The 17,004-nt window shown below is 63.5% G+C and carries 16 protein-coding genes, 1 tRNA gene and 1 pseudogene; 11 read left to right on the forward strand and 7 right to left on the reverse strand.

Annotated features, from left to right (window positions below):
- Positions 1 to 2 precede the first annotated feature (2 nt).
- Both katG and GRS80_RS06825 read left to right on the forward strand, forming a co-directional pair.
- On the forward strand, positions 3 to 2,186 hold the full coding sequence (gene katG / locus GRS80_RS06820) for a catalase/peroxidase HPI (RefSeq protein WP_160046889.1): 2,184 nt from the start codon (positions 3 to 5) through the stop codon (positions 2,184 to 2,186).
- A 73-nt stretch (positions 2,187 to 2,259) separates the two neighbouring features.
- On the forward strand, positions 2,260 to 2,868 hold the full coding sequence (locus GRS80_RS06825) for a DNA-3-methyladenine glycosylase 2 family protein (protein ID WP_160046890.1): 609 nt from the start codon (positions 2,260 to 2,262) through the stop codon (positions 2,866 to 2,868).
- Between the two features lie 112 nt (positions 2,869 to 2,980).
- Here GRS80_RS06825 and GRS80_RS06830 read toward each other — a convergent pair whose 3' ends face one another.
- Entirely contained in the window at positions 2,981 to 3,460 is a 480-nt protein-coding gene (locus tag GRS80_RS06830) for a hypothetical protein (RefSeq protein ID WP_160046891.1), read from the reverse strand.
- 224 nt (positions 3,461 to 3,684) lie between these two features.
- Here GRS80_RS06830 and GRS80_RS06835 point away from each other — a divergent pair, with 224 nt between their 5' ends.
- The gene (locus tag GRS80_RS06835) at positions 3,685 to 4,218 is read left to right on the forward strand and encodes a metal-dependent hydrolase (protein ID WP_160046892.1); all 534 of its coding nucleotides are present in this window, start codon (positions 3,685 to 3,687) and stop codon (positions 4,216 to 4,218) included.
- A gap of 37 nt (positions 4,219 to 4,255) precedes the next feature.
- Here the strand turns inward: GRS80_RS06835 and GRS80_RS06840 are convergent, their stop codons facing one another.
- The gene (locus GRS80_RS06840) at positions 4,256 to 6,805 is read right to left on the reverse strand and encodes a heavy metal translocating P-type ATPase (RefSeq protein ID WP_160046893.1); all 2,550 of its coding nucleotides are present in this window, start codon (positions 6,803 to 6,805) and stop codon (positions 4,256 to 4,258) included.
- 80 nt (positions 6,806 to 6,885) lie between these two features.
- Positions 6,886 to 7,644 carry a helix-turn-helix domain-containing protein gene (locus GRS80_RS06845; protein ID WP_160046894.1) on the reverse strand — a complete coding sequence of 253 codons (759 nt, stop codon included), beginning with the start codon at positions 7,642 to 7,644 and terminating at the stop codon, positions 6,886 to 6,888.
- A 91-nt stretch (positions 7,645 to 7,735) separates the two neighbouring features.
- Between GRS80_RS06845 and GRS80_RS06850 the strand changes: the two genes are divergently transcribed.
- Positions 7,736 to 8,206: an MOSC domain-containing protein gene (locus tag GRS80_RS06850; RefSeq protein ID WP_160046895.1), complete on the forward strand. Its 471-nt coding sequence runs from the start codon at positions 7,736 to 7,738 to the stop codon at positions 8,204 to 8,206.
- A 489-nt stretch (positions 8,207 to 8,695) separates the two neighbouring features.
- On the opposite strand, the gene GRS80_RS06855 is transcribed toward GRS80_RS06850, so the two are convergent.
- The 3 genes from GRS80_RS06855 to GRS80_RS20335 all read right to left on the reverse strand — a co-directional run bounded on the left by GRS80_RS06855 (position 8,696) and on the right by GRS80_RS20335 (position 11,654).
- Positions 8,696 to 10,012: an HNH endonuclease gene (locus GRS80_RS06855; protein ID WP_160046896.1), complete on the reverse strand. Its 1,317-nt coding sequence runs from the start codon at positions 10,010 to 10,012 to the stop codon at positions 8,696 to 8,698.
- 599 nt (positions 10,013 to 10,611) lie between these two features.
- Positions 10,612 to 10,914, reverse strand: a complete 303-nt coding sequence (locus GRS80_RS06860; protein ID WP_160046897.1) for a winged helix DNA-binding protein — start codon at positions 10,912 to 10,914, stop codon at positions 10,612 to 10,614.
- A 407-nt stretch (positions 10,915 to 11,321) separates the two neighbouring features.
- On the reverse strand, positions 11,322 to 11,654 hold the full coding sequence (locus GRS80_RS20335; protein WP_200840339.1) for a hypothetical protein: 333 nt from the start codon (positions 11,652 to 11,654) through the stop codon (positions 11,322 to 11,324).
- A gap of 90 nt (positions 11,655 to 11,744) precedes the next feature.
- Here GRS80_RS20335 and GRS80_RS06870 point away from each other — a divergent pair, with 90 nt between their 5' ends.
- From GRS80_RS06870 to GRS80_RS06880, 3 genes and pseudogenes are all read left to right on the forward strand, one after another.
- Complete coding sequence (locus GRS80_RS06870; protein WP_160046899.1) at positions 11,745 to 11,975, forward strand: hypothetical protein; 231 nt, start codon at positions 11,745 to 11,747, stop codon at positions 11,973 to 11,975.
- A gap of 226 nt (positions 11,976 to 12,201) precedes the next feature.
- Complete coding sequence (locus GRS80_RS06875; protein WP_160046900.1) at positions 12,202 to 13,173, forward strand: hypothetical protein; 972 nt, start codon at positions 12,202 to 12,204, stop codon at positions 13,171 to 13,173.
- A gap of 272 nt (positions 13,174 to 13,445) precedes the next feature.
- Positions 13,446 to 13,766, forward strand: a pseudogene (locus tag GRS80_RS06880) (hypothetical protein); the annotation flags it as partial.
- A gap of 210 nt (positions 13,767 to 13,976) precedes the next feature.
- Here the strand turns inward: GRS80_RS06880 and GRS80_RS06885 are convergent.
- Positions 13,977 to 14,048: transfer RNA gene (locus GRS80_RS06885), tRNA-Ala, on the reverse strand.
- 255 nt (positions 14,049 to 14,303) lie between these two features.
- Here GRS80_RS06885 and GRS80_RS06890 point away from each other — a divergent pair.
- From GRS80_RS06890 to GRS80_RS06905, 4 genes are read left to right on the forward strand one after another with little or no spacing between them, the layout of a single operon-like run.
- The gene (locus tag GRS80_RS06890) at positions 14,304 to 14,774 is read left to right on the forward strand and encodes a 30S ribosomal protein S15 (RefSeq protein WP_149080427.1); all 471 of its coding nucleotides are present in this window, start codon (positions 14,304 to 14,306) and stop codon (positions 14,772 to 14,774) included.
- Positions 14,775 to 15,998 carry an exonuclease gene (locus GRS80_RS06895; RefSeq protein WP_160046901.1) on the forward strand — a complete coding sequence of 408 codons (1,224 nt, stop codon included), beginning with the start codon at positions 14,775 to 14,777 and terminating at the stop codon, positions 15,996 to 15,998.
- The gene (locus tag GRS80_RS06900; RefSeq protein ID WP_160046902.1) at positions 15,995 to 16,330 is read left to right on the forward strand and encodes a KEOPS complex subunit Pcc1; all 336 of its coding nucleotides are present in this window, start codon (positions 15,995 to 15,997) and stop codon (positions 16,328 to 16,330) included. Before GRS80_RS06895 ends, GRS80_RS06900 begins: the two co-directional genes overlap by 4 nt.
- Complete coding sequence (locus GRS80_RS06905; RefSeq protein WP_160046903.1) at positions 16,327 to 16,968, forward strand: 30S ribosomal protein S3ae; 642 nt, start codon at positions 16,327 to 16,329, stop codon at positions 16,966 to 16,968. The genes GRS80_RS06900 and GRS80_RS06905 overlap by 4 nt, the downstream gene beginning before the upstream one ends.
- Positions 16,969 to 17,004: the final 36 nt, after the last annotated feature.

Raw genomic sequence — 17,004 nt, forward strand, 5'->3', positions numbered from 1 at the left:
TGATGACTGGATCAAACCAGGACTGGTGGCCGAATCGATTGAGCGTTTCCATGCTCGATCAGAACGTTCGCCCGTCCGACCCGATGGACGAGGAGTTCGACTACGCCGAGGAGTTCGAAACACTCGACTTCGAGGAGGTGAAAGCGGACATCGAGGACGTGATGACGACGTCCCAAGATTGGTGGCCTGCCGACTACGGCCACTACGGCCCGCTTTTCATCCGGATGGCCTGGCACAGCGCCGGCACCTACCGCACCAGCGACGGTCGCGGCGGTGCTTCCGGCGGCCGACAGCGCTTCGCGCCGCTCAACAGCTGGCCCGACAACGCGAACCTCGACAAGGCGCGGCGGCTGCTCTGGCCGGTCAAGCAGAAGTACGGCCGTAAGCTTTCGTGGGCCGACCTGATCGTGCTGGCCGGCAACGTCGCCCTCGAATCGATGGGATTCGAGACGTTCGGCTTCGCCGGCGGACGTGAAGACGACTACCAGCCCGACGACGCCGTCGACTGGGGTCCCGAAGACGAGATGGAAGCGTCCGACCGCTTCACCGAGGAGGGTGAACTCGAGGGGATGCTCGCCGCGACCGTCATGGGCCTGATCTACGTGAATCCGGAGGGGCCGGACGGTGAGCCGGATCCGGAGAAGTCCGCGGAACGAATTCGAGAGTCGTTCAGCCTGATGGCGATGAAAGACGAGGAGACGGCCGCGCTCATCGCCGGCGGACACACCTTCGGGAAGGTCCACGGCGCTTCCGATCCCGACGAGCACGTCGGTCCAGAGCCGGAGGCTGCCCCGATCGACAAGCAGGGGCTGGGCTGGGAGAGCAGCCACGGCTCCGGGAAGGGAGCCGACACGATCACCAGCGGGATCGAAGGACCGTGGACCACCGCGCCGACCCGGTGGGACACCGGCTTCATCGACAACCTGCTGAACTACAAGTGGTGGCCCGAGAAGGGGCCCGGTGGCGCGTGGCAGTGGACCACACAGGACGGCGAACTCGACGAGGCCGCACCGGGTACGGAAGATCCGTCGGAGAACGAGGACGTGATGATGCTAACGACGGACGTTGCGCTCAAGCGAGATCCCGACTACCGGGAGATCCTCGAACGGTTCCAGGAGAACCCCAAGGAGTTCCAGGACGCGTTCGCGAGGGCCTGGTACAAGCTGATCCACCGCGACATGGGTCCGAAAGAACGGTTCCTCGGCCCGGAAGTGCCAGACGAGGAGATGCTCTGGCAGGATCCCATCCCGGACGCCGACTACGATCTGATCGGCGAGGCGGAGATCGCCGAACTCAAAGAGGAAATTCTCGCCTCGGAGCTCTCGATCTCTCAGCTCGTCAAGACCGCCTGGGCGTCGGCGTCGACCTACCGCGACAGCGACAAGCGCGGCGGCGCAAACGGCGCGCGCATCCGCCTCGAGCCCCAGCGGAGCTGGGAAGTCAACGAGCCCGAGCAACTCGAGACGGTACTCGAGACCTACGAGGAGATCCAGGCGGAGTTCAACGACTCCCGATCCGACGACGTGCGCGTCTCGCTTGCCGACCTGATCGTGCTGGGCGGCAACGCGGCCGTCGAGCAGGCAGCGGCCGACGCCGGCTACGACGTCGACGTTCCGTTCGAGCCGGGCCGGACCGACGCGACGCAAGAACAGACCGACCCCGAGTCCTTCGAGGCGCTCAAACCTCCGGCTGACGGCTTCCGCAACTACTACAGCGACGAGGCCGACCGTTCCCAGGAAGAGCTGTTGGTCGACAAGGCGGATCTCCTGAACCTGACGGTCCCCGAGATGACGGTGCTGGTCGGCGGGATGCGTGCACTGAACGCGACCTACCAGGACTCCGAACTCGGCGTCCTCACGGACCGCCCGGAGACGTTGACCAACGACTTCTTCGTGAACCTGCTCGATATGGACTACGAGTGGGAGGCGGCCGAGGACTCCCAGGACATCATGGGATGGGAAGCGCCGACGGACACCAGAGATGGCGAGGTCTTCGAACTGCGTAACCGCGAGACGGGCGAACTCGAGTGGACGGCGACCCGTGCCGATCTCATCTTCGGTTCGAACTCCCGCCTTCGCGCCTCCGCGGACGTCTACGCCGCCGACGACGCCGAGGAGAAGTTCGTTCGCGACTTCGTCGACACCTGGAGCAAAGTGATGCAACACGACCGGTTCGACCTCGAGTAACGCTCGAGACGCTCGCTGCGTCCCTTGGTCGACGCGTTTTTGTTCACTCGAGTCCACCTCCCGTCGAACGCGAATGACGGTCGATTCCGCCGCCGACACCGATCCCGAATCCGTCCTTCGAGCCGATCCCGTGATGGCGCGGGTCGTCGAACGCCGCGACCCACACCAGATCGATCCGAACGTCGACGAGTTCGAGCGCCTGTGTGTCTCGATCGTCAACCAGCAGCTCTCGACGGCGAGCGCGACGGCCGTTCGCGAACGGATGTTCGAGGTGCTCGAGGGGACTGTCACTCCCGATACTGTCCTCGCAGCCGACCGCGACGACCTCCTCGAGGCCGGCCTCTCCCGGTCGAAAGTCGACTACGTCAGGAACGTCGCTCGCGCGTTCCTGGAACGCGATCTGACTCGCGACGGTCTGGCCGACCGGACGAACGACGAGGTGATCGACGAACTCACCAGGATCAAAGGCGTCGGCGAGTGGACCGCGAACATGTACCTCGTGTTCGTCCTCCAGCGTCCGGACGTCCTCCCGCTGGGTGACCTCGCGGTCCGCCGCGGAATCGAACAGCTCTACAACGACGGCGAGGAGCTGACTCGAGCGGAGATGCGCGAGACCGCCGAACCGTGGCGACCTTACCGCAGTCTCGCGACGCGGTACATCTGGGCGGAGTACGAGGCCTGATACGGGTGCTGTAACGATTGACGGTGTGGCCCCAGAACGGTCGCGGTCACACCGGAATAACGTCCAGCAGACCGTATGGTACGGTGAGTGCTGTGGCGGATCCGTTCCGACTCTACTCGCCGACTGCCGCCGACTGCCGACGTCCGTCGGTCCCGTCTGTCGACGCACGGATGGCGTACGTCCCGAGACCAGCGATTCCGGCGACTGTCACCGCTAGACTGGCCGAGACACCCGTCTCGAGAAACGCCAGCCCGGCCTGGGCGAGCGAGCCGTACTCCCCGCCGAGTGTCGTCGCGAGGGCGAACTGCGCCAGTACGGTTCCGAGGGCCGCCCCGACGAAGAGAGCGAACGCGAGCGCGGCGTACAATCGCGCCACGTCGACGGAATCGGCGATCAGGTAGCCGGCTGCGAAGACCCCGACCGGCGTGACGAGTACCGATCCGAGGCTCGCACCGAGGGTGAACAGACCGAGCGTCTCGACGCCAAACTCGAAGTACGTGTGTCCGATTACCGTCGCCTGGCGGGAGAGGACCTCAACTACGCCGGCGATCACCGCAACGCCGAACGCGCCGATGGAACCGTTCGAGGGCATACTGAACGACGAGGAGACAGTCACAAAAACGTATCTGTCGTTCGAACAAATCTGTCGTTTAAACGCAACTATCGCTCAAGCGCACCTGTCGCCCAACCGTATCTGTCGCTCAACCGTACCTTTTGTCAGAACCACCCGTCGTCTCGACTCGATCCGGCTCGAGCCGAGTCCCTTCGAGCGGCGCGGACGAGGATTTTCCCGTCGGGGCGACGTAAGACGACCGAATGCAACCGGTCGTTCACCTCGCCGTCGGCTACCTCTGTTATGCGAGCTACGTCCGGTGGAGAGGGGGCACGTCGCCGGGCGAAGGCCCTGCACTGGCCGCGGTTTTCGGGGCGGCGCTACCCGATCTGATCGACAAACCGATCTGGTTCGTGGGTGTCGTCGACGTCGGTCGAACGATCGGGCACTCGCTTTTGTTTGTGGTTCCGCTCGTCGTCCTCGCGTGGGCGGTCGCGCGATCGCGCGATCGGGAACTGCTCGGCGTCGCGTTCGCCATCGGCTACCTCTCACACGTCGCGACGGACGTTCCCTGGCACGTACTCTCCGGCGACTACCACGAACTCGGCTTTCTCCTGTGGCCGATCACGCCGATGCCGGAGTACACCGGCACGAAGCCGCTCGGAACCGTGCCAGGGCTCGAGGTGACGGTGACGACGCTCTGGCTCGAGGCGGTCATCCTCGTCGCCGGCGTCGGGTTCTGGTGGCGACACGGCCGACCGGGACTCGAGCCGATTCAGCGTGCAGTTGGACGATAGCGGAGGAGAAAATACAGCGAACGCGCCGCCTGACACCCTACTCCTGGAGCGAATCCATCTCCGGCGTCTCGGGTTCGACGTTCGCCAATCGCATCGCGTTCCCGGTCACGCCGAGGCTCATCCCCATGTCGCCGATGACGACGGCGTGAATCACCGTGACGAATCCGGGCGGCGCACCCGCGGCGAGGACGGCCTTGACGGCCAGGCTCGTCCAGATGTTCTGGCGAATGACGCCGTTTGCCTTCCCCGAGAGATCGTAGAGGTAGGGAAGGCGAGTCAGGTCGTCGCCCATCAGCGCCACGTCGGCCGTCTCGAGGGCCGTGTCGGTCCCCGCAGCACCCATCGCGATGCCGACGGTCGCGGTCGCGAGCGCGGGCGAGTCGTTGATCCCGTCGCCGACCATGGCGACGTGAGCGTCGTCTCCCTCGTCGCCGTGTGTCTCTTCTAACCGCTGAATCCACTCGAGTTTCTCGTCGGGCAGGAGTTCGGCGTGATACTCGTCGATGCCGACCTCGTCGGCGATCGCACGGGCCGTGCCCTCGTTGTCGCCGGTGAGCATCACAACGCGGACACCCTGCTCGTGCAGCTGCGAAACGGCCCACGTCGCCGCCGCCCGAACGCGGTCCGCGACGGCGACCACGCCGAGGGGGCGGTCTTCCGTCCCGACGATCACGACCGTCTTCCCCTCGGCCTCGAGATCCGGCACGACGTCCTCGAGGACGTCCAGACAGCCGCCGCGTTCGCACTGGGGCTGGGGCGTCGTTTCGTACCCCATCTCTGCGAGGCTGACTCCCCCGTCCGTCGTTGCGTGGACGTGCTCGAGATCGGCGAGGCCGTCGAACAGATCAGGCTTGCCGACGTAGTGTGTGTCGCCGTCGATCTCGGCGCGAACGCCCTTCCCTGTCAGGGCCTCGAACTCGGACACGTCGGCTTCGTCTTCGGGTCTCACGACACCCTGTTCCTCGGCGTAGCCGACGATCGCCTCCCCGATGGGGTGCTCGCTGCGCCGCTCTGCGGCGGCCGCGCGGCGAAGAACGTCTTCCTCGTCGGCCCCCTCGAGTCCGATCACGTCGGTCACCGAGAGGTCGCCCGTGGTCAGCGTCCCGGTCTTGTCGACCGCGAGGACCTCGCTGTCGCCGACCGCCTCGAGGTGTTTGCCGCCCTTGATCAGGACACCGTTTCGGGCGGCGTTCGTGATCCCGGAGACGACGCTGACGGGTGTCGAGATGACCAGCGCGCAGGGACAGGAGATCACCAGCAACGTCAGGCCGACGATAAACCAGTAGCTCCAGGACGCGCCGACGAGCAGGGGCGGGACGACGGCGGCCGCGACAGCGAGGACGACCACGATCGGCGTGTAGACGCTCGCGAAGCGGTCGATGAACTGCTCGCGGTCGGTCTTCTCGCGTTCTGCGTCCTCGACCATGCGGATAATGCGGGCCAGCGTCGAGTCCTCCGCCGCGCTCTCGACGTCGATCTCGAGATAGCCCGACTCGGCGATCGTCCCCGCGTAGACCTCGTCGCCTTCGATCTTGTCCTCGGGGACGCTCTCGCCCGTGATCGGCGACTGGTCCACCGCGCTTTCGCCCTCGAGGACGGTGCCGTCTGCCGGGATCTTCTCTCCCGGGCGGACGACGACGGTGTCGCCAACAGCGAGTTCGTCGGCCGGTCTCGTCTCCTCGGTGCCGTCCTCGCGGCGGACGGTTGCGGTGTCGGGCGAGAGATCCATCAACTCCCGCAAGGAGTCCCGAGCCCGGTCCATCGAGAACCGCTCGAGCAACTCGGCGACCGAGAACAACACGGCGAGCATCGCCCCCTCGAAGGGATGGTGGGCGGCGACGCTCGCGACGATCCCGACGCTCATCAGGAAATCGATGTCGAGACTCCGGTTGCGCACGGAGTAGTAGCCGTTCCACAGAATCGGCGTGCCAGCAACGACTACCGCTGTGACGAACAGGAGGTGTGAGAGTTCGTACGTTCGGTTGACGGGCCCGGCGGCGATCGAAACCAACGTCGGATCGGCAGCCGAGAAGACGAACTCGAGGGCCATCCCGGCCGCGACGAGCACGGCTCCGATTGCGGTGCCGGCGGCGCGGCGGCTCTTCCAGACGGCCCGCTGGTCGGCGAGCTGAGTGTCGTCGCCGGTCGCGGTGGCCTCGTAGCCGGCAGCTTCGATTGCGGTCGTGACGTTCCCGGCGTCGGCCTCCGTCGTCGTTACCGTTACGCGCCCCGACGCCGGCCGGGTCTCGATTTCCTCGACGCCATCGGTTTCCTCGAGGGCGTTCTCGATCTTGTTCGCACACGAGGCACAGTCCATTTCGGGCACAGATAGCGTCAGTTCCGACGCGTTGCTCTCGATCGTGTACCCCGCAGCCTTGACGCGCTCTCGGATCGCGCCTTCAGTCGTGACCGTCGGCTCGTACTCGACGATCAGCCGGCCGCTAGTCACTCGCGGTTCGATCCGGTCGATCCCGTCGAGACGGTCGACGCTGTTTCGTACTTTTCCGGCACAGGTCGGACAGTCCATCTCGGGTACGCGCAGTTCCAGCGTGCGACTCGAGTCCCTGGTGGGGGGCGACTCGCTCATCACCCGTCACTAGACGACGGATCGTGATACGGGTTATTTGGCGTGCGCCAACCCGGGCGTCGTCGCGGTCCGATTCGGACCTAGAGACCCGCCACCAACTGTTCGATCGCGTCGTCTGCGTCGACGAACGTCCTCGCGAGGGCGGCTTCAGCACGCCGGAGCCGGTAAGAGAGCGTCGACCGAGGGACCTGGAGCTGATCGGCGAGCTCCGAGAGGTCGATCTCACGGGGCGTCTCGTAGTAGCCGTATTCGACCGCCGCCTGCAACGCCTCCCGCTGCTCGACGGGCAACGATTCGTCGTGGTCGGAGTCGGGCTCGATACCGTTGCGCGCCGGATCGAGTTCGGTCAGTCGGAGCATCTCGATCCCCATACACTCGCCGACCTCGTCGCCGAGCGCGTCGAAAAAGTCGTGGATCGGCGCGTCGTTGCCGAGGACGATCCGCCAGCGATACCGGCGACCCTCGCGGTAGGTTTCGAACAGCAGCCCCTCGCCGAGGTGTTCGAGGGCGACGTGAGGGACGGACGTACAGACGTCAGTTCGCTCCCAGTAGGTGTAGACCACGAGCGTGTCGTTCGACCGGTCGAGTACCTGCACCTCGCAGTCCGCGCCGCAGTCGTCTTTGACCAGACAGTCGGCGAAGTAGTCGGCCGTCTCGTAGGCCCGCTCGAGCGCCTCGAGTGCCTCGGCGGACCCGCTGGCGTGATCGACCCGCCAGAGGCTATCCGCGCTGACGTGACACGACAGCGACCGAATCGACGTTCCCGAATAGTCGGCGAGTACGTCGGCGACCGGATTCGTCCCCGGCTCGTACTCGAGGGCGAACACGAACTCTCTCATACGTGGACGGAGGGACTCGTCAGCCAAATGGTTTCCTCGTAACGAGCGGACGCGTCAAAACAGCTTTGTCGATGAAACCTAACCAGCGCGTATGGCCGACGGAACTGTCGAGGGAATCTATACGGCACCGGATTCCGGCGAACCAATGGACCACGTCGAAACCGTCGAGGCCGTCGCCGGACGCGGTCTCCGCGGTGACCGATACTTCCGCGAGCAGGGACTGTACGATCGCCGCGAGGACCTCCCGGAGGCCACCGACGTGACGCTCGTCGAAGCCGAAGCGCTCGAGGCCGCGATTCGCGACGAGAACACGGCGATGCAGCCGCGACAAACGCGGCGTAACATCCTGACACGAGGCGTTCCGTTGAACCACCTTGTTGACCGCGAGTTTCGAGTCGGGGAGACGACACTCGTCGGCGTTCGCCTCTGTGAACCGTGCAGTTACATGGAGTCGCTGGCCGAGACCGACGGTGCCGTCAGTGCGCTGGTCCACCGCGGCGGACTCAACGCCAACGTCGTCGACTCGGGGACGATCACAGTCGGCGATTCGATCGAGTACTGACAGTAAACCGTCTCAGGTGTCACTGCGATTCGATGGGAGTGGAAAGAACGGGCGACTGCATCGATCGAACGTGGCCCGATTCACTGAACCGCTTGGAACTGATTCGACCCGCAGGAACATTGCTCGGTTCCGATCGGGCGAATACGTCCGTCCAAGAGTTTCTTTGCTGCATACACTGTGCCACAGCGATCGCACACGCCCACAACACGGTTGTGGTCGCGCAAGGCAATCACCCGGTCGATATTGGGATGACCGTCCCTTCAATCCTCGTGAGCGCATTCGTGTACTTCGTCGAGAACAGATAGTCGTTCGACCAAGAGCGTCACCGTCGTCCACCAGGGGCTCGTTCCCCACCGAGGTATCGGTCCGCTCGACCTGCGTCTCTTCGGTCTGTACACGAGTTCCGGCTCGAGACCGTCCGATAGTAGCCACTGCACGTCATTGCACATCTGATCGCCAGACGGATCGGCGATGGGTATGTGAATCGTTTCAGTTGTTACGATAGCGGTATTTCTCGGTTCGCGCTGCGACTTTTGCTTTCAGTCGACGGTTGAATTCGTCGCCATCACGACCCTCGTGAACCCGTCGGTGACAGTTCGGACACAGCGCGATTACGTTCGCCGGATCGTCCGGGCCGCCATCGCTTCGCCGCGTGAGGTGGTGCACCTCGAGGAAGGGCTCGCCGTTTTTCTTCAGGAAGGGGGCCTCTTCCTCACAGCCCTGGCAGACGCCGTCCGCGACGCGGAGTGCGAATTTGCGGACGATATCGGATCGGGGGTAGGAGCGGCCGGTGGAGGACGTCGACGTGGGTGCGCTTTCTGCTGTCGTCGTGGGTACGCTTTCCTTTGCCTTCTCGAAGAGTTCCTGCTCCGAGAGTGCAGACAGTGTGGTCTCGAGTTCGATATCCGTGCCGCCGACGGGAGCTAATTGGAATCGAAACGCCTCTCGCAGGTCGCCGTTCTCGTCAGGTAGCTCCGTCGTGCGGTGGCCGACGTACTCGTACTCGCCGAGGTAGGTGACGATCCAGGGCAGGGCCGTGTTCTCGAAGAGCTGGAGGTTGTCGCCGTTTGCTTTGTGGGTGCGGATCGCCTCGTTCCCTCCGTCCATCGTCATGTCGCCTTCGGTTCCCTCACCCGTGTAGAGGAAGGTATCGTCCTCGAGGAACTCGTCCTCGTAGCCGTAGTTGTGTCCGGCGTCGCCCGTGAAGATGAGAATCAGCGGCTGGTCGCTCGGCGTCGCGATTCCCTTGTATCTCTCGCCCTTGAGGACGTCGTGGATGAACCACCGGCTGTACGTCTCGCCGACCTCGAACGTGCCGTCCTCGATCGGGATGACATAGGTTCCGTCTCGGTTGGTGACTACGTCGAGGGCCTCGAGCCACTCGAGATGGCGCGAGACGACGCCTTTCGGGAGTTCGTGATCGGGATAGGCTTGCTGGAGTTGGTCCTGGATGGCTTCGATCGTTCGATGGCCGTTCGGGATCGCTCGAGCGATTTCCCGGAAGCCGTCGACAGCCGTTGCGAGCCCCTCGTACATGACCAGGGGCTCGTCGTGTCGCCAGAAAGCCTCGCCCTTGTTCGTGGGCTGGTAGCCGTCGGCGGTGTGCTCGAGGAGGTCGATCGACTCGAGGAAGGAGATGTTTCTCTCGATGGTCAGTTTGGAGTTCGCGGCCGTGTTCTCGAGTATCCAGTCGGTTAGGTCGTGCTCTGTTGGGTTCTGCCTCGAGACGAATCGGAGAGTAGCATGGAGATTGTCAATCCGCTGGTCCGTCCCGCCGAAAAATCGTTCAGCGGTCATTCGAGTCATGACTTACAGCATATTACGTATTGTAGATAAATTTGTTTGAGAAGAACGTATATTATTGGCTATATATCTAATTATCTCTTTAATAATTTATTTATATAAAACATTAATGTGAAAGAGAATACGCTTTCTGATTTACCGTGCAATATAGGCCTGCCAGTAGGAGACTACCCCAGTAGAACCACCTCCGAAGCCCTCGGTGCTCTCGTGACCCCGGGACTCGCTGCGCGCGCTCCCTTCGGTCGCGTGCTTGCGTCGTCCGGGAGCCACCGAGAGCGCCTCGCCCTTCGAGTCCACCAGGAGCATGGATTGGTCAGCCGACACCTGGCGGACTCGAAGGGCGAGCGTCGCTTCGGGAAGCACGACGACGTAAGCACCGCAGCGCAAGCGAGGAGCGCAGCGAGGCGCGCGACTGAAGCGACGCGAGGGCTTCGGAGGTGGTAGTGATTCCAGACCGAACAGGAGAATTGCCCGTTACGTATACACTCATATCCAATAGTTGGTCAGGTCAAGACAGCGGGAACACAATCCCACGAGATCGATTCCATGACATACTCTCATGTACTGTTTTCCTATGAGATCAGATCTCCAGCGTGATTCAGTTATCTCTCCCCATTATTATCCCCGTTCGGTACATCAAGGGACGACTCGGATGCATCTTCACTCGTATCTATTTCTCCATCAAGATATGCTTCACCGCGATCGGTAATCACATATACTCCATTTCCAAGATGCCGTAGCAGATCATGTTCTGCAAGCTTGCGGAGACGACGAGAGATATGAGACTTAGAGACCCGTAGATATCCACTCTCTTCAAGCTCCTTCGGCGATCCAGACTCTTCCTCTCGTATATATTCGAGTATACGATCGTCCCAGATCGTCATCCATGACCCAGATTTTCGCATTCACGTACCCTTTACGCCGTATCGGCCCCTATTTAGCCCGGATAGTGCCTTTTAGACATAGCAGTACATTTATGCAACGTTAGGACATTAGTGATTCGTGAGGAGTTATCAACTCGGCTGAAGATGACTCTTGTCGGTATGTGAGACCGGGCGGCGTTGTAGCGCCGCCCAGAAGGTAGCTCCGTCAATCACCAATGAATTCCGAAGCTTCCGTGGGGTCTACGCCCCACACACGGCAAGAGGCATCACCAGCCAAAAGATCTGACGCTCGCTGCGCCTGCGGCGCGACCCCGGACGGGTACGACGCCCGACGCAACGAGCCCGCCTGCCGCTCGTGTGCGACGACTCGAGCCGATAACCCACCCCAACACACGATACCAGGCACTCGAGAGACCCACGACCACCCACTAGACCACGAGTCCCAGTGCGGGGATCGACACCCGCGACGACACGAGCGCTCGTCTCGCCACGCCGATCACCACCACGATCGAGATTGACGCACACGCTCGAGACGACCGGCAGAGCCCGCGAACGGACACGCACCCTATTCCTGCGACACGCCGGGCTGTCCGAACTGGAAAGCGGTCGTCACGCCCGACGGCTACCACTGCCGAGCGTGTGCCGCCCGCCTCGAGTGCGGTGTCGCTCTCGAGGGCGACGAGGATGACACAGCCGACGGCAACACCGACCACGGGATCGAGACAGCCGACGGGAGCAACACTCACGACGGCAGACTCCACCTGGACGCCCTCGAGCCGCGGCTGACGACCGATGGCGGCCGAGACGCAACCCCCACTCGCGCGTTCGAACTCACCCTCGAGTACACGACGATGGACGGCCGTCGCCAGCGCGTGACCTACGGCGTGACTGGGGCAGACGGTGCCGATGGCGATGGCGGTGGCGCTGCCAACGAGATCAACGACACCGAGCACGCACGCCGGATCACCCACGAACGTCGCGACGGCGACTGGCGAGAAACCGGCCGACAACCCATCTCGAATCTCGCCGTCCGCCTGCACGGCCCCGCCGGACGATCCGGCGGCTACTTCGCAGGGCCGTAGTGGCAACCCTGGGGACCCCTGACGACTGTCGGGGCAGCCGCCTCGAGGACGTCGACGCTCGAAACCAGTCACGCTGCGCTCCTCGTGCTGACGGGCTGCGTTCCTGTCGCTGCCCACGACTGTCTGTCCATGCCCACTGCCACGCTGGCCAGTCTGCCAGCAGGCGGTCCCCGACGGCCACGCGGCCAGTATCGCTCGCCAGCCACGCCTCCCCACCTCCCAATCGATGCCAGCAGACCACCCCACCGAGACGGACGCCTTGCCAGCCAACCAACACCAACAGCAGTCGCCAGCCAACCAGCACGACCAGTCCCAACCCACCCTCGAGCAGCTCCACGACCGCCTCGACCAACTCGAGGCCGAACTCGAGCGCAAAGACGACCGAATCGCACAGCTCGAAGCCAACCGCGACCAGCTTACCGACACCGTTGACGACCTCCAAGGGCGCGTCGCGGAACTCGAGGCCGAAACGTCGCGTCTGGAAGACAACTGCGACCGCCTCGAGAGCCTCGCCGACGCAGCACGCAAGAAATCGAACGCCAACAAGGAACGCATCGCCGAACTCCAATCCAGAGAACTCGAGAAGGGAGCCCACCTCCGTGCCGACACCGTCGACGAACACGCGATCGACGTCGCCGATGGACGCCTCGAGCGGATCACGAAAGACGACGGCAACGCCTACTACCGCCTGCCCGAGAGTGCCGACCCGCTCGAGCGCGGCGGTGACGTCACACTGGCCTACGGCGACCTCCTGCCGATCCAGCAACTCGCGCGCATGGACGAGGATATGCGTCGCTCCGCCGCAAACTCGCTCCCGACACGACTCGCCGCGAAACTCTGGCAAGCCCGCGCCGATCCGAGCGTCGGCGACAATCCCTGGAAACACGGCTGCAAGAACACCAGGGAGTACGTCACCGCGAGCGATCTCAAACACTGGATCCGACGCCAAGAACAGGGCATCAGCGACAGCTACGCCAAAAAGCTCGTCTCCCGCATTATCGACGCGATCCTCGAGCTCTCCAAAAACCGACTCGCGGTCCGCCGAACGACCGAACGCAAGAACGGCCTCGAGTACATCGAGCGACGACTGATCCTGCCTGACGACGCAGCGATTCCGGGCGACTCGAGTCGATCACAGGATCCCTCGACCGACCGGGATTCCGACCGGAACCCGGAGACAACTGACGTCCACAGCTAGGGCTGTCCACACGCTCGAGAACCCCCCCGAGAGAGGTCCCTGATCTCGTTCGGCACGCACTCCCCCCAGCAGACCGCGGCTGTTCGATGGGTTCGGTAGCGATGGGGACGTCTCTCGAGCGGTCGTCGGCGGTCGAACTCGAGGACACTCGAGACGGTCCTATCTGCGGACAACAACTGTCACCGGCGGCAGTGTCAGAACGTCCGTGAAGGGGAATGCGACCGTGCTCAGTACGCGAGCAGTACGGAAACCTGAGTGGCTCACACTGTACTGACATCCACGGTCGCGCCGCCGCTGCCGTCCTCGGGCGAACCGATGCGTCCACCACGCAGTCAGTCACTCTCGATGGAACATTCCCACTCGGCGATGGCGAGAACGCTGCCGTGACGCTGGCCAACGAACGCGAGGCTGCGCTCTTTCTCTGTGACGAATGCAATCAACTGGGCTTGATTCACGCATCACTGGCCGACACCCGGTTCGTCATCGCTGTGATTTTCGTCCCAGAGAGCACACTCGACTGCGTCAAGTCCGTGCCCTTCTGCTATCAATCCCTGACCACGGCGGAGAAATTGGAGTGGACTCGTCGGGATTGAGCGAACCCGACAGGTTTGCGATGTTCGGCGAGTCCGCGACTGAACGAGCGTATCGACGTGAAGAAGTGGACTCGCCGGGATTTGAACCCGAAATTAGACGTTCCTGCTCGTTCGCTTCGCTCACTCCGCGGGCTGCGACTAATAGGGCTTCAAATCCGGGCGTCGCCGACGATTCGCACCGCTCGCGATATTGCTCGCGGTGCAGAATAGTGGACTCGCCGGGATTTGAACCCGGGGCCTCTCCCATGCCAAGGGAGTGATCTACCTCTGATCTACGAGCCCTCGTTCGCACTCACGTCTTTCCCGGGCGAATAAATAAACCCCTCGAAACGCTCGAGCCGCGACACGGAGCCACAGGGCGGCCCACATGACAACGCTTTAGTCCGCGCCGACGGTATCCCACGTTGGGAAGCGCACGGCCGCAAATCTGACTCGCTGTCCACTCTTTCGGGCGGCTTGGGATTGCGGAAGTGCACCGGCAGCCGTGAGTCGGCTGTCGCACAGTCGAGCGGTCAGTGCGATTCCTATCCTCGATATATGGCACGAATGCACACGCGCCGTCGCGGCTCGTCCGGTTCGGACAAGCCGACGGCAGACGAACCACCGGAGTGGAGCGACGTCGACCCAGAGAACGTAGAACAGCGGGTCGTCGAACTGGCGGAGCAAGGTCACGATCCGAGTCAGATCGGGATCAAGCTTCGCGACGAGGGCGTGACGGGAACGCCCGTCCCGGACGTCAAGCTGGCAACTGGGAAGAAGATCACCGAGATTCTCGAGGAAAACGACGCGCGACCGGACGTTCCCGAGGATATTCGGAACCTGATGGAGCGCGCAGTGCGTCTGCGCGAGCACGTCCGAGCGAACCCGCAGGACTATCAGAACAAACGCGCCCTGCAAAACGCCGAGTCGAAGGTTCGACGCCTCGTCGACTACTATCGTGGCGACGAACTCGATCCGGACTTCACGTACTCCTACGAGGTCGCGACGGAGATTCTAGACGAGAACTAGATGTCTACAGACGGTCGTTCCACGGACGCGTCCGACGGTTTCGACGTGAGGAGTGCGAACTTCGTTCGACTCGTCACCCGAGCGGACGGTGACGCGCTGGCGGCGAGTGGCCTCGTCGCGAGAGCGCTCGCTGAGCGTGGAACGCCGTTTCAGCTGACCGTTGGGAGGACCGTCGCGGAACGAACCCATCGATCGCAGGCAGTGGCGGACGAATCCGCCGCCGGTCGCGACCTGACGCTGGTCGTCGGCGCGGTCGATGCGGACGTTCCCCGACTCGACACAACGGATCGTCCCGCGACGCTCGCGGCCGTCGATCTGGTCCGTGGTCTCGACGTCGATCCTGATCCGATCCTGGCGCTCGCCGGACTGGTGGCCGCCGGGGTCGATCCTGGGGCTGGCGAAAGCGAGTGGATCCTCGAGACTGCCCAGGAGCGGGGACTCGTCGAGCGACGGCCGGGGGTCGCAGTTCCAACTCGGGATCCGGTCGACGGAATCACACACTCGACGCGTCTCTGCGCGCCGTGGTCTGGCGATCCGGACGCGGTTCGAGAGACGCTCGAGTCCGCCGACGTACCGGTCGACTCGGTCACGGATCTCGACGGCGACGATCAGCGGGCAATCGGCTCGCTCGTCGCACTCGACGCGGTTGGCACCGACGAGGCGACGGCGACTGCCGCCGAGGCGGTCGAACGAGTCTTACGGCCGTACGCGACGCCCGACGGGCCGTTCGAGACGGTCGGCGGCTACGCCGACGTCCTGGAGGCGAGCGCACGAACGGAACCTGGAACGGGTGCCGCGTTCGCGATGGGACACGGGGCTCGCGAACCGACGCTCGACGCTTGGCGTGAACACGGACGAAACGCCCACGACGCGCTCTCGGCGGCGTCGACTGGCCGGTACGATGGTCTGTTCGTCGTCGGCGTCGACGACGGCCCGGTCGAGACGGTGGCACGGATCGCCGCCGCCTACCGCTCACCGGAGCCGGCCGCTCTCGCGGTCGGCAACGGCGAGGTAGGGCTCGTTACCCGCGCTCGCGATCCGATCGCGGCGACCGTCGAACGCATTGCCCGCGATCTCGCGGACGCGACGCTCGACTCGAGCGAAGCGGGCGACGGGAGCGAGCCGACCGTCGAGTACGACGTCGGACGTCGCCGGGGCTATCTGAGATACGACAGGTCGCTGGACGATTCGACGGTCATCGAGACGGTACGGGGTGTTCTATGAGTCGGCGAGCGACGATCCGGACGAGACACGACGAGCCCGAACTCCTCGCCCGGACACTGCGTCCGGACAACACCGACGAGATGGAGACGAGCGTCGATCGAACGGGCGACGCTGCTGCGGTCGTCACCCGGATCGAGCGCGAGACGATCGGCGGATTGCACTCGACGGTCGACGACTACGTGGTCAACCTCGAGGTGGCGATGGACGTCGTCCAGCACGGACGAGAGACGCGGAACGACCGATCGGAGGACGATCGATTCGAGGGACAGAGCGACCGACCGACGGACACGGGATCTGTGTCCGACAACGAATACGAACACGATACACAATGAGTGAACGATCAGTTTCACGTACGAAACAGGAAAAGCGGTGGTACACCATCCTGGCACCCGAGCAGTTCGACCGCCAGGAACTCGGTGAGACACCCGCTGACGAACCGGAGAAAGTATACGACCGAACGATCGAAACGACGCTCGGCGAGTTGACCAACAACGCCAGCGAGAACAACACGAAGCTCACCTTCAAGGTGACCGATGTCGGCAGCGACTCGGCGTACACCGAGTTCAAATCGCACTCGCTGACTCGCGATTACCTGCGTTCGCTGGTCCGACGCGGCGCTTCGAAGGTCGAGGCCTACGTCACCGTCCTCACGACGGACGACTACCGCGTCCAGATCCAGCCGGTCGCGTTCACGACCAAGAAGGCAGACGCGAGCCAGGAACGAGCCATCCGCGAGCAGATGGTCGAGATGGTCGAAGAGGCCGCCGCGGAGCGAACGTTCGAGGAGCTCATCTCGAGCGTCGTCGAGGGCCGACTCTCCTCGGCGATCTACGGCGAATCGAAGACGATCTACCCGCTTCGACGCGTCGAGATCCAGAAAGCGACGCTCGAGGCTCACCCCGAAGAAGTCGCCGAAGAGGAGGCGACCTCCGTCGACGTCGACGAAGAGGAAGTCGCGACAGACGACTGAACTCGACCAGTGGACCCACACCGATCCTCCGGTACC

Origin of the sequence: Natrialba sp. INN-245, assembly GCF_009807105.1 — an archaeon.
Taxonomy (GTDB): Archaea; Halobacteriota; Halobacteria; order Halobacteriales; family Natrialbaceae; genus Natrarchaeobius; species Natrarchaeobius swarupiae.